Origin of the sequence: Haemophilus influenzae, assembly GCF_019703545.1 — a bacterium.
GTDB lineage: Bacteria > Pseudomonadota > Gammaproteobacteria > Enterobacterales > Pasteurellaceae > Haemophilus > Haemophilus influenzae_E.
On sequence record NZ_AP018771.1, the window covers coordinates 885401 to 898879 of the forward strand.

Annotated in this window: 12 protein-coding genes; 6 read left to right on the forward strand and 6 right to left on the reverse strand. The window is 37.1% G+C overall.

Going from position 1 to position 13479, the window contains the following annotated elements; translation table 11 throughout:
- Positions 1 to 60: 60 nt before the first annotated feature.
- From K6J66_RS04395 to siaP, 3 genes are all read right to left on the reverse strand, one after another.
- The gene (locus K6J66_RS04395) at positions 61 to 1188 is read right to left on the reverse strand and encodes an N-acetylneuraminate epimerase (protein WP_162626494.1); all 1128 of its coding nucleotides are present in this window, start codon (positions 1186 to 1188) and stop codon (positions 61 to 63) included.
- Between the two features lie 175 nt (positions 1189 to 1363).
- Positions 1364 to 3214 (reverse strand): sialic acid TRAP transporter substrate-binding protein SiaT, encoded by a 1851-nt coding sequence (gene siaT / locus K6J66_RS04400; RefSeq protein WP_110442704.1) that lies wholly within the window; start codon positions 3212 to 3214, stop codon positions 1364 to 1366.
- Positions 3215 to 3278: 64 nt separating this feature from the next.
- On the reverse strand, positions 3279 to 4268 hold the full coding sequence (gene siaP, locus K6J66_RS04405) for a sialic acid TRAP transporter substrate-binding protein SiaP (protein WP_005691499.1): 990 nt from the start codon (positions 4266 to 4268) through the stop codon (positions 3279 to 3281).
- Positions 4269 to 4615: 347 nt separating this feature from the next.
- On the opposite strand from siaP, the gene K6J66_RS04410 reads away from it, so the two are divergent.
- The 6 genes from K6J66_RS04410 (at position 4616) to nagA (ending at position 10492) form a co-directional block, all read left to right on the forward strand.
- Positions 4616 to 5302, forward strand: coding sequence for a putative N-acetylmannosamine-6-phosphate 2-epimerase (locus K6J66_RS04410; RefSeq protein WP_005668144.1), 687 nt, complete (start codon positions 4616 to 4618; stop codon positions 5300 to 5302).
- A gap of 44 nt (positions 5303 to 5346) precedes the next feature.
- Entirely contained in the window at positions 5347 to 6249 is a 903-nt protein-coding gene (locus K6J66_RS04415; RefSeq protein WP_110442703.1) for an N-acetylmannosamine kinase, read from the forward strand.
- Positions 6242 to 7108, forward strand: coding sequence for a MurR/RpiR family transcriptional regulator (locus K6J66_RS04420; RefSeq protein ID WP_075985625.1), 867 nt, complete (start codon positions 6242 to 6244; stop codon positions 7106 to 7108). Before K6J66_RS04415 ends, K6J66_RS04420 begins: the two co-directional genes overlap by 8 nt.
- Positions 7109 to 7118: 10 nt before the next feature.
- Positions 7119 to 8000 (forward strand): N-acetylneuraminate lyase, encoded by an 882-nt coding sequence (nanA, locus tag K6J66_RS04425; RefSeq protein WP_005654434.1) that lies wholly within the window; start codon positions 7119 to 7121, stop codon positions 7998 to 8000.
- Positions 8001 to 8456: 456 nt separating this feature from the next.
- Positions 8457 to 9269, forward strand: a complete 813-nt coding sequence (nagB, locus tag K6J66_RS04430; protein WP_061690403.1) for a glucosamine-6-phosphate deaminase — start codon at positions 8457 to 8459, stop codon at positions 9267 to 9269.
- 77 nt (positions 9270 to 9346) lie between these two features.
- On the forward strand, positions 9347 to 10492 hold the full coding sequence (gene nagA / locus K6J66_RS04435) for an N-acetylglucosamine-6-phosphate deacetylase (RefSeq protein ID WP_110442702.1): 1146 nt from the start codon (positions 9347 to 9349) through the stop codon (positions 10490 to 10492).
- A gap of 198 nt (positions 10493 to 10690) precedes the next feature.
- Here nagA and K6J66_RS04440 read toward each other — a convergent pair whose 3' ends face one another.
- The 3 genes from K6J66_RS04440 to rnhA form a co-directional block, all read right to left on the reverse strand.
- Positions 10691 to 11794, reverse strand: coding sequence for a porin (locus K6J66_RS04440; RefSeq protein WP_110442701.1), 1104 nt, complete (start codon positions 11792 to 11794; stop codon positions 10691 to 10693).
- 267 nt (positions 11795 to 12061) lie between these two features.
- Positions 12062 to 12841 (reverse strand): DUF3800 domain-containing protein, encoded by a 780-nt coding sequence (locus K6J66_RS04445; RefSeq protein ID WP_005692848.1) that lies wholly within the window; start codon positions 12839 to 12841, stop codon positions 12062 to 12064.
- A 163-nt stretch (positions 12842 to 13004) separates the two neighbouring features.
- Positions 13005 to 13469 carry a ribonuclease HI gene (gene rnhA, locus K6J66_RS04450; protein ID WP_020910000.1) on the reverse strand — a complete coding sequence of 155 codons (465 nt, stop codon included), beginning with the start codon at positions 13467 to 13469 and terminating at the stop codon, positions 13005 to 13007.
- Positions 13470 to 13479: the final 10 nt, after the last annotated feature.

Consider the following 13479-nt stretch of genomic DNA (forward strand, 5'->3'; position numbering starts at 1 on the left):
GCGGCGATAAATTTCGCCGCTTTTGATTATTATAAATTTTATGCACTATTCTGTGATAAATTATTCGATGGTTAATTTTTTACCGTCATAGCTTATTGCTTTGACGCTAGTTAAAGCCTTACCTCCATCAGTTTCACCGCCAATCAGTAAAACTTTATTGTTGTAAGATACAGAAAAACCATAACCAATATTCATTGGTAATTCCCCAACGATGCGCCATTTACCATTATTCAACGTATAAACTTCGTTATGCCAAGATTTGCTTAAACCTTTATGTGCGTGAAGTTTTCCTTCTTTGAATTGTTTGATTGAACCCGGAAAATTTGCGCCACCAGTGACTAAATAATGACCGTTACTATAGCCTGAAAGTGCACCAGCTAAACCATCTTGTGATTTGCCTTTTGGTGCGGGCAAGTCAGGTAAGTTTTTCCATTGCACACCTTTAGCAGTGAATTTACCTTGATGGGTTTCAGCGGTGCGAAGTCCAGGTTTAATTTCGCCATTGACAACCACGAGATCATTACCTTGAATTGTAAAGGCTGCACCAGCACGACCAGAGAATGGAATGCGACCTTCATTGCGCCATTTGTTGGTTGATGGTTCATAGCTCAATAATTCTGTTGTAAAGAAATAATCTTCTGGACGTTGATCGAAATAAGCTGCTGCGATTTCATCTTTTTTCTCTTTATCTTCTCCTGCTGCCACAGTGTCTTGGAAGAAACCATTAAATATAGAGAGATTAGAGCCGCCTAAAATATAAACTTTATCTCCGTGAGATGCGCCACTTGATCCTACTAAACCACGGGGAGAACGAGTAGGAAGTTTCATCCAAGTATTATCGCTTGGGTTATAGCGATAAGCGTCATTAACGAGTTGAAGTTCGCCTTTTTCATTTTTTTGTAAACCACCGAATACATAAAGTTTTCCATCCACTGCGGCTGCAACAGGTTGATTGCGTTCGCCACCTGGAAATGTAGCAATTTCTTTCCATTGTGCTGAAGGATCTTTTAGGTCTAAGGTATAGAATTTATCGCCACCAGAACCTAATCCCACATAAACTGTGTCGCCAATTAATGCACCTGTTCCTCCTTTGATCCCCACTGGCAAATCAGGATAAGTTTGTGCGTTCGCTGAAAAAGTAAAGGTAGCAAAAAGTGCGGTACATAATGCTGTTTTAGTTAGTTTCATAATAAACCCCATTTTGAGTTGTGTTTACAGTTTTCTATTCATTAAACGGCATTGAATAGGCGTTGATAAAGTGCAGTTATTGCACCCTTTTGTATTGTAAGGTACAGCAGATGTAACTTACGAAAACGATGAAAGCGCGGTTAAAAAATTTAATGTTTTTCAACCGCACTTTTTATTATGGTATCAATAGATTTGGCACAAATGTGATGATTTGTGGGAAAATCGTGATTAATACTAATGTGACGAAAACGGGAATCAAGAACGGTAATACGCCTTTGGTTACCGTGGAAACTGACATATTTCCTACACGAGCAACAACAAAGAGAGCCATTCCCATTGGTGGGGTAAGAATACCAATCATCATATTTAATGTGGTCATTACACCAAAGAAGATTAAGTCAATATTGAATTGCATTGCGATAGGAATAAGCATTGGTAATACTAAAAATTGTAATGCTAGGGCATCAATGAACATTCCAAGAAAAAGTAACAGTGCGTTAATCATTACCAATACGGTTAAAGGCGAATCGGCAACGGCAACAAACACATTAGCAACACGCATTGCGACTTGTTCACGGGCAATCATATCGCCAAAGAAAGTCACGGTCATAATCATTAAGGCGACTACGCCCGTAATTGCCATTGCTTCTATGCAACTATTAAATAAGCTTTTTAAGGTTAATTCTTTATACACAAATTTACCAATAATTACAGAGTATGCGGCTGCAACAATGGCAGATTCTGTTGGACTGAATAAGCCTGAAAAAATACCACCGATAATTAATAACGGCGTTAAGATTGCCCAAAAAGATTGTTTAAAGCTACTGCAAAGTTGTTCTCTCGTAGCTTTTGGTGTTCGTGGATAACCTCGTTTTTTGGCAATGCGATAATTCATTGCCATTAAAGCTAAAGTAATTAATACACCTGGAATAAAACCTGCAATAAAGAGTTTTGCGATAGATTCATTGGCAATTACACCGTAAATAATCATTGCAATACTTGGCGGAACTAATGGCCCAATAATACAAGAAGCAGCAGTAATTCCTCCGCAAATATCATCGTCATAACCAGCATCACGCATTGATTTGATTTCTAATTGACCTAAGCCCCCAGCATCAGCAAGTGCTGAACCTGACATACCAGAGAACAATAAACTTGCACCGATATTAACGTGTCCCATTCCTCCTGTGTAATGACCGAGTAAGGCTTTAGCGAAATTAAAAATACGTTCGGTAATCCCACCTGTATTCATTAGAATGCCCGTTAAAATATAAAACGGCACGGCAAGTAATGGGAAGCTGTCTAGGCTATAGACTAATTTTTCAGTTGCGGCATTTACGACATTCCAACGTGTCATAGAAAAATAAAGTAGAGTAGCAATAAATAAGGACCAACCTACAGGGACACCGATAAACATAATGATGAGCCAAACGAGTAAGGCGACATAGACTGAACTTGAACCGAGTTTTATATAATTGCTAATACGCAATACTTTGAACCAATCTGGCGCGAAAAATAAAATCGCAAATAAAATGACCGCACTTATGATAAAGAAAGTCGCAGGTAAATAGCTTTTCCCTGTCTTAAAGTTTAGGGTTTGCGCTTGGATAAAGCGAAACATCATTAATATTGCGATAACAGGCAGTGCTGCGAAAATCCATTTTTCAGAAATGCCTCCTAAGGCATCAATAGGGAATGATGCGCCGTTAAAAGTACGAATACCGAAATGAATAAATAAGAAAATACATATAAAGACTAATAATTGTACAAACGTATTTGTAAATTTTCTGATTTTTTCGGGCATTAGATTAGTTAAAAAATCAATAAATACGTGTTCTTGTTTTCTCACAGCAACGCTGATACCCAACATACCCACGTAAACAAATAAGAGCTTGGCGAGTTCTTCACTCCAAATTAACGGAGAATGAAAAACTTGGCGTGAAAGAATTTGAGCGATAAGAATACCGAAAATGGCAATAAATAATGTGCCACCCAGCCATTCTTCAAGCTTATTAATATATTTCATACTTCACTCCGTTTAATGAAGAATAAGGGAATGTAGTGTGCCATTACAGCACACTAAAGAGGGATTATGGATTGATTGCTTCAATTTGTTTTAAAGCTGCTTCACCTTTTTGACCAGTTTGTTTTACAAACTCAGCATAATACGGCTTCATTGATGCTTTAAATGGGACAAGATCAGGATGTGTAATTTTCACGCCTTGTTTTTCAAAGAATGTGACTAAATCTTTTTCTCCATCTACGAATAATTTAGTGTGATATTTTGCTGCATTTTCGGCAGCATCTTTTACGACTTTTTGAAGATCTTCAGGGAGTTCTTTATAAGTCTCGTTGCTTACTAAATAAAGTTGGTCATTCAAAATATGATTAGTCATTGCTAAGAACTTTTGCACTTCATAGAATTTTTGTGCTTGCACCGCTGCTAACGGGTTTTCTTGACCATCGACGGCATTGGTTTGTAACGCAAGATAAACTTCAGAAAATGCCATTGGTGTTGGTGATGCGCCAACATATTTAGCATAGGCTAAGTTTGTTGCTGCATTTGGTACACGAAGTTTTAAGCCTTTCATATCTGCAATACTGTTGATTGCACGATTTGAAGTCGTTTGGCGAGTTCCGTTATAAGCTTGGGAAAGTAAAGTCACGCCAAGATCTTTATCCATTTTTTTAATTAAATCTTTACCGAATTCTGTATCGAATAAGGCTTTTTGTGCAACATTGTAGTTGCTAATAACATAAGGTAAGGCAAATACTGCCGCTTCAGGGTAAAACAGCTGGAAGCGAGCAGATTCTGCAAAGGTAAAGTCGAGAGAACCGTCTTTTAATTGTTTTAACATTGCACGGTCATCACCTAATTGTGAACTTGGATAAAGTGAAATTTCAATTTTACCCTGTGATTTTTCTTTGACTTCTTTGGCAAACATTTCTGCCGCTTTATATTCATTTGATGAAGTTCCAGCATTCATACCGAATTTCAAGTCATAATCAGCGGCAAGAACAGCAGAAGATACGCCTAAAGAAATGGCGGTGGCAAGGAAAAGTTTTGTCAATTTCATCATATTCGCTCCTGTGTGAACTTATGTTGGAAAGGGGAATATTAACCCCATAATATGAGAATCAATTTAGGCAAAAAATGTATATTTTCTCCCCAAAAATAGGATTCGAGAGCAATTCTAAGAGTAAAAAAACAAATTTAAAATAGTTTTACGAGTTTTATTTCAAAAATGAGAAGTTGATCACATTTATGAAAAAACACTTCAAAAATATTCTTTAAAATGGCATTTCTTTTTCATATAATAAGGTTAAATGATGAAAATATAAGCATATTACAACTTATAAAAGATTGTTTTGTGTGGATTAAATTAATTTTAAAGTGATTTATTCAGATTTAAATGAGGGGTGTTATATGTCTAAATTATCTTATCAAGAAGTGCTTTCTCAAATTCAATATGGTCTTATTTCTTCTTGCCAACCTGTCGATGATGGCCCAATGGATAAACCTGAAATCGTTTCTGCGATGGCTCAGGCTTCAGTTATGGGCGGAGCTTCTGGCTTACGTATTGAGGGTGTTGATAACCTTAAAGCAACCCGTCCTTTTGTGAATGTTCCGATTATCGGAATTGTAAAACGTGATTTGCCTGATAGTCCCGTGCGTATTACGCCGTTTTTACAAGATATTGAAGATCTAGCCAATGCTGGTGCGGATATTATTGCAGTAGATGGCACTAAACGCCCACGTCCTGTGGATATTGAAAGTGCGGTGAAAAAAATCCACGAAATGGGCTGTTTGGCAATGGCAGATTGTTCTAATTTAGAAGAAGGCTTGTATTGTAAAGCACTTGGTTTTGATATTGTCGGCAGTACGATGTCGGGTTATACAGGTGGTGCAGTGCCAGAAGAACCAGATTATCAATTAGTGAAAGATTTAAAATCAGCGGGTTGTTTTGTGATGGCTGAGGGGCGTTATAACACGCCAGAATTGGCAAAAGTGGCAATTGAAATTGGTGCAGATTGCGTGACTGTAGGTTCAGCCTTAACTCGTCTTGAACATATTGTGAGTTGGTTTGCTAATTCAGTGAAATCTGCAAGATAGTCGTAAGACGTGTGAGAAAAGACTTTACACTATAAGGATAAGTTATGCGTTGTTTAGCACTAGATATTGGTGGGACAAAAATTGCAGCGGCGATTGTAAAAAATGGCGAAATTGAGCAACGTCAGCAAATTCATACACCACGTGAAAATGTCGTGGAGGGAATGCACCAAGCGTTAGGCAAATTGCTTGCTGATTATGAAGGGCAGTTTGATTATGTAGCGGTAGCATCTACGGGGATTATCAATAATGGTATTTTAAGTGCATTAAATCCGAAAAACTTAGGTGGCTTGGCGGAATTTCCACTTAAAGCGAGTATTGCAAAACATACGGATAAACCGATTGGTTTATTAAATGATGCACAAGCTGCGACTTATGCGGAATATCAATTGCAAAATTCTGAACAGGTATCAAATTTTGTTTTTATTACCGTTTCAACAGGAGTTGGCGGAGGGATTGTGCTGAACCAAATTTTGCAGACAGGTTCTCGTGGTATTGCTGGGCATATTGGTCATACATTAGCTGATCCAAATGGTACGATCTGTGGTTGTGGGCGTCGAGGTTGTGTCGAAGCGATTGCTTCAGGGCGAGCAATTGAAGCAGTTTCTTCCCAATGGGAAGATCCGTGCGATCCAAAAGAAGTGTTTGAACGTTTTAGAAAAAATGATGAAAAAGCGACCGCACTTGTCGAGCGTTCTGCGAAAGCCATTGCTAATTTAATTGCTGATTTAGTGATTAGTTTAGATATTCAAAAAATCGCAATTGGTGGCAGTGTGGGATTAGCTGAGGGATATTTATCTTTGGTTGAAAAATATTTACAAGATTTTCCTTCGATATATTGTTGTGAAATTGAAACCGCTAAATTTGGACAAGATGCAGGTTTAATTGGCGCAGCTTATTGGGTAAAAGATGTTTTACTGGATAAGCCTGAAGGAACAATTTATGGCTAAATTGGGAAATGTGTTAAACAAAATTGGCTCACTTTACCAGAGTTTAACTAAATCAGAGAAAAAAATTGCCGATACGATTTTGCGTTCGCCTGATTTGGTCTCTCAATGCTCCCTTTCAGAAATCGCTAAACATTTGCAAGTTGGAGAAGCTACGCTCGTCCGTTTTTGTCGAACCATTGGTTTTAAAGGTTTCAGCGAGTTCAAACTAGAGCTTTCTATTGAACTTGCGACGAAAGATAATCAAGATGAAAGCGTACTTGAAACAGAAATTATGCCAAGTGATGATTCGCTCACTATTGCACAAAAATTGCAAACGGCGGTTGCTAATGTCATGGAAGAAACGATTAATTTACTTGATTTAAAACAGCTTGAAGAAGTCGTTAAAGTACTTAAAAAAGCACGCCGTATTTTTTTATTTGGTGTGGGTTCATCTGGCGTAACGGCTGAAGATGCTAAAAATAAGCTGATGCGTATTGGTTTTCAAGTGGATGCAACAGGCAATAATCATTTTATGTATATGCAGGCGGCGTTACTTACGTCTTCTGATGTGGCAATTGGTTTAAGCCATTCTGGTTATTCTGCTGAAACGGCACATACCATCAAAATCGCAAAACAAAATGGTGCAACAACAGTGGCATTGACGCATAGTTTGCGTTCCCCCGTGACAGAATATGCTGATTATGTTTTGGTAAATGGTAATAAACAAGGCAAGTTACAAGGCGATTCTATTGGCACCAAAATTGCACAGCTTTTTGTATTAGATTTAATTTATGCTTTGTTAGTGCAGGGCGAAGAAGATATTGCCGCTCAAACTAAACAAAAAACTCTCAATGTAATTCTTGAACAACGTATAAAATAGGAGAAAACTTATGCGTGATTTAAAAGGTATTTTCAGTGCATTATTAGTGTCATTTAATGAAGATGGCACCATTAATGAAAAAGGTTTACGCCAAATTATCCGCCATAATATCGACAAAATGAAAGTTGATGGCTTATATGTGGGCGGTTCAACAGGCGAAAACTTTATGCTTTCAACGGAAGAGAAAAAAGAAATCTTCCGCATTGCAAAAGATGAAGCAAAAGATCAAATCGCACTAATTGCTCAAGTGGGCAGCGTAAACTTAAAAGAAGCAGTGGAATTAGGTAAATATGCAACAGAATTAGGCTACGACTGCTTATCTGCAGTGACGCCATTCTATTACAAATTTAGCTTCCCTGAAATTAAACATTATTACGACACCATCATCGCTGAAACAGGCAACAATATGATCGTGTACTCTATTCCCTTCTTAACTGGCGTGAATATGGGCATTGAACAATTCGGTGAACTTTACAAAAACCCGAAAGTATTAGGGGTAAAATTCACAGCAGGTGATTTCTACTTATTAGAACGTTTGAAAAAAGCTTATCCAAACCACTTAATTTGGGCAGGTTTCGATGAAATGATGCTACCGGCAGCCTCACTTGGGGTAGATGGTGCAATTGGTTCAACCTTTAACGTAAATGGCGTTCGTGCTCGTCAAATTTTTGAATTAACCAAAGCAGGTAAACTCAAAGAAGCCTTAGAAATCCAACACGTAACCAACGATTTAATCGAAGGCATTTTAGCGAACGGTTTATATTTAACCATCAAAGAATTGCTTAAATTAGAAGGGGTGGATGCAGGTTATTGCCGTGAACCAATGACATCAAAAGCAACAGCAGAACAGGTTGCAAAAGCAAAAGACTTGAAAGCGAAATTTTTGTCATAAAGATAAAAAATTACTGCACTTATCATGATCCTTTGCCGTAGGGTGGGCTTTAGCCCACCATATATCCAATAAGATTGGTGGGCTAAAGCCCACCCTACGATATGAATAGGATCATTACGGTCAATAATAAAGGAAGGCTAATATGCGTTTTATTCCGTTACAAACAGAACAGCAAGCCAGCAAGAACTTGCCTTCCTCTGTTTATTCCGTTACAAACAGAACAACAAGTCAGCAAGCACTTGCCTTCCCCTGTTTACGGGGGAAGGTGCCCGAAGGGCGGAAGGGGGCAACTTCTATTGCTTTGTGGTAAATTATTGGAGCAAAAGAATTTCTTTTTAAAAACAAGATAGAAAATTACTGCACTTATCATGATCCTTTGCCGTAGGGTGGGCTAAAGCCCACCCTACGATATGAATAGGAGCATTGATTTGTGGCTAATAATAAAGGAAGGCTAATATGCGTTTTATTCCGTTACAAACAGAACAACAAGTCAGTTGTTGGGCTGCACAACATATCATCAATCGTATCAACGATTTTAAACCTACCGCCGAGCGTCCTTTTGTATTGGGGTTACCTACTGGCGGTACACCACTAAAAACTTATCAAGAACTGATTCGACTTTATCAAGCAGGCAAAGTAAGTTTCAAACACGTAGTGACTTTCAATATGGATGAATATGTGGCTTTACCAGAGGAACACCCTGAAAGTTACCACAGCTTTATGTATAACAATTTTTTCAATCATATCGATATTTTACCTGAAAATATCAATATTCTTAACGGCAATACCGATGACCATAATGCAGAATGCCATCGTTATGAAGAAAAAATTAAATCCTACGGCAAAATTCATCTGTTTATGGGGGGGGTTGGCGTAGATGGACATATCGCATTTAATGAACCAGCTTCTTCATTAAGTTCTCGCACCCGTATTAAAACGCTAACGCAAGATACATTAATTGCAAATTCACGCTTCTTTAATAACGATGTTACTCAAGTGCCGAAATATGCTTTAACCATTGGTGTCGGCACATTATTAGATGCAGAAGAAGTGATGATCTTAGCAACAGGACATCAAAAAGCACTGGCAGTGCAAGCTGCCGTTGAAGGCAGTATTAACCATTTATGGACAGTCAGTGCATTACAAATGCACCGTCATTTCTTGCTTGTTTGTGATGAAGCTGCCCAACAAGAGCTAAAAGTGAAAACCGTGAAATACTTTACCGAATTAGAAGGTGCGGTAGTTGGTACGGATTATCAGGATAAATAGAGATCTATTCTTGATCTTTATGTAGGGGCGAATTACATTCGCCCTATAATCACTGATGTTTATATTAGGAACAAAATATGAAATACGCATTAATTAATTGTGTAATTTACACAAAATATGATGTTTTACGTGATTTTGCTGTAATTATTAACGGTGAAATTATTGAAGCAGTGATCCCCCAAGCTGAATTAGAAACAGGTATCAAAACCATTGATTTACAAGGTAATAATTTAACTGCTGGTTTTATTGATCTGCAATTAAATGGCTGTGGTGGCGTGATGTTTAACGACCAAACTAGCGTTGAAACCTTGGAAATTATGCAGGAAACTAACTTAAAATCAGGTTGTACAAGTTTCCTTCCCACTTTTATTACCGCGCCTGATGAAAATATAAAAAGTGCGGTAAAAATTATGCGTGAATATTTAAACAAGCATAAAAACCAAGCTCTTGGTTTACATATTGAAGGGCCTTATCTCAGCATTGAAAAAAAAGGGGTACACCGCCCTGAATATATTCGTGAAATTACGCCTGAAATGAAAGATTTTCTCTGCGAAAATGGTGATGTGATTACAAAAATCACCATTGCCGCAGAAAACCCAACCATTAACTATACGCCTGATTTTGTGAAAGCGGGCATTATTGTCTCTGTAGGCCATTCTAATGCCACTTATGAAGTGGCTAAAGCCGCATTCCACAAAGGTGCAACTTTTGCGACTCACTTGCATAATGCAATGTCGCCAATTAGTTCTGGACGTGCAATGGGCGTAGTGGGTGCAGTATTAGATTCTGATGTTTACACTGGCATTATCGTGGATGGTGTGCATATCAATTACGGCAATGTTCGCATTGATAAAAAAATCAAAGGCGACAAACTTTGTATTGTGACTGACTCTATTGCAGCGGCAGGCGCACCGCCAGAACTAGAAAGTTTTACCTTTGAGGGAAAAACAATTTATATCAAAGAAGGGCGTTGCTATGATGCGAATGGCACAATTGCAGGGGCATCAATCACAATGATGGAATCTATTAAAAATGCGGTAGAATATGTTGAAATTCCTCTTGCGGAAGCCATTAGAATGAGTAACCTTTATCCTGCACGAGCAATTGGTATAGATGATCGTTTAGGTTCGGTAGAAAAAGGTAAGATAGCAAACTTAGCCGTGTTTACGCCAAATTACCAAGTAATCGGCACAGTAGTAAACGGAAAGTGGAAAGAGAATTAAGAGTAAACACTTAAATAGTTAATTGATTTAAAAATCTGTGATATATGTCACAGATTTTTTATTAATATTTTGTTACTTATAAAATAGCCTAAATATTTATACACTTTCAACTTAATCATTTTTTAACTTGATTTTAAGCAAAAAAAAAGCGAATCTTTCGATTCGCCTTGCTTTTAATAATGTATTTCTAACAAATAATTAGAAGTAAACGCGTAAACCTACACCCACTGATTTTTCTTTTTCAGTTTTTTCGGGTTGACCTTTCTCATTTGTTTTAGTTCTTGCGTAAGCACCTTCAATATAGGTTAATACTTGTTTGTGAAGTTTATGATCTACACCGAATAATACTGCTTGTTCATGTGTTTTTTTACCTTGATCTGAAGAATTGCGTTCATATTTGAAGTTGCCATACACATTAGTATCTTCCATTAATTCATATTGGAAACCTGGAGATACGAAATAGCGTTTTTCGTCGTATGCTGCTGCTGCTGGTTTGTGTTGTTTATGGTTTTTAGTTTTTGCATAGCCACTATCTAGCGACACTAATAAGCCTAAATCACTAAAACGATAGCCTAAAGTTGAAAGCACACCCTTTAATTGTTCTTTTCTTTCTGAGGCATTGGACACATTATTTTCTTTATAATTTGTACGACCAAAAGCAATAGCGGCAACAATGTTGTTTGCATCATATTTTGCACCAACCTGAACGCCATTGCTGATTGATTGTTTCTGAACTTCTCCGTTGTTGACGCCAGCATTGTCATACTTTTGTGCTAATAAATAATTCGCGCCTAATACTAAACCATCGATACCTTTAAAAGTATAGCCAGCGGTATTACCATTAGTAGGGACATATTTGCTATTGTTGAGAACACCATATTCTTTATCTTCTGCACTTGTGATGCCATCAGCAATCGTTTTCGCACGACCAAGTTTTACTTCACCCAATGCTTTATTTCCTAAAGTAACATAAGCATATTTGGTTGTAATATCACCGAAGCCATCTCTATCTTCGTGAGTGAAGCCATTGGGACTTGTAACTAAACGAGTTTCTAAATAACCCTGTGCATAGAAACCATCACCGAAGTTATGCGTTGCTTTAATGTGGAAACGTGAACCTTGATTGCGTAATGCACCGTGTTGCTGTTTTTGATCCTTTACAGTGGTATTACTTTGTTCTGCGATAACGCTTAAACGACCACCTAATTCTACCTTAGTCCCTTCGTTGTTATAAACAACAGCCGCGTTTGCTGCTGAAGCTGCGAATGCACCAACGATTAATGCTGCAAGTGTTTTTTTCATAATTTGTATTCCTTATGGTTGTTACTATCTATGATTGAACTTTTTTCCAATAGAATTGTCTTTCAATTGTCTTCCAATAGAATTGTCTAATCACCAAACAAAATAGGCGAGCGACGTGCTGCATCTTCGCAAAAAAAATTTTTTATGTCAATACTCCAAAATTTTAATTTTCTTGAAATCTCATCAAGATCACACTTTTTAAATAAATTTGATTGTTTTTTGTTCTTTTTTTGATTGGTTGTGATTAGATAAATTAAGTTTTAATCTTTACAAAGAGGCGTTTGGAAACGGATACCCTTGGTCATTAGCATTTTCTAGTAGCTCCTTTCTTGTTTCTTCAGAAATATGTTCAATAAGCCCAATTTTGTGCTTGGCATATTGGTAAATATGTGGACTGATTAAATTAAATCCTCTATTGTCTTTGCTTTGGTAATAACGATATATCCAATAGGCGACTAAATCAGCTAGCTGAATAATCCTTGATGCTTTAGAATCAATAAACATTGGAACTTCTGCAAAATTTCTTAGTTTGTCATCCCCTTTGCCTATATGTTTATAGGTGTAGGATAAATCTTGTATCATTCTTTCTGATGTTGAATTATCAAAAATCATAATACCTCTTTGTTTTTGGCTTTGATTTTTGTAATAAATATTTTTTAAAAAACTATCAAATGCAAAAGCAATATCTTTAAATGCTGTTGGAATAATTTTGCTTCTATCGCTGAAAAGTGATTTTTCTATAACTGAAATAAAAATAGGGATTTTACCGTGTTCATGGTCAAGTAAATCTAAAGAATCTACAACAGCTTGAACTCGTTCTGGTACGCTTGCTGCTAACTTCCATCCATCTCGACCACTAAACATTGGGCTGCCGTGTAATTCGCAATGCCTTTCTCCAAAATATCCACTAAAGCGATTTGCGATACTTTCAAGTTTATTATCAACCCAATGTGTTTGACGTTCAAATAAGCAACATCCAGCTAAAACAAAGAAATCACCATTAGGATCATCTATCGATCCTGATTCATCAGCGTATAATAAATACATAAATTTCTCCTTAAAAAAACCCAATAAATTATAAAAATAATCTATTGGGTTAAATTCGGTGAGTTAGGTGAGTCAATCGCTCAGCGTTCTGCATATTATAAAGTCCAGCACTCCTAACTCTTTTGCTAATATAGTCATTTTATGAAAAAAAATCAAGTATGTTTTATTCTTCAAAATACCCCATATCTTCCAATGTCGGATTTCCTGCCCCTTTTTTTGCTAATTCATCGCAAATTTCATTTTCTCTGTGTCCTGCATGACCTTTTACCCATTGCCAATTAATTTTATGACGTTGGATGGATTCATCTAAGGCTATCCATAAATCTTGGTTTTTTACAGGCTTTCCAGAACTTGCTTTCCAATTATTTTTTTTCCAGTTAAAGATCCATTTTGTTATGCCGTTTTTCATATATTGGCTATCACTATAAAGCGTGATCAAGCAAGGTTCTTTTAATGTATTTAATGCTTCAATGACAGCGCGTAATTCCATTCGATTATTGGTGGTTTTGAAATAACCTTTGGAGAGCATTTTTTCATGTTGTTTATAACGTAATACGGCGCCAATTCCCCCTGCCCCTGGATTACCTAAGCAAGATCCATCAGTAAAAATTTCAATCTGTTTTTGCATAACAAAAAGG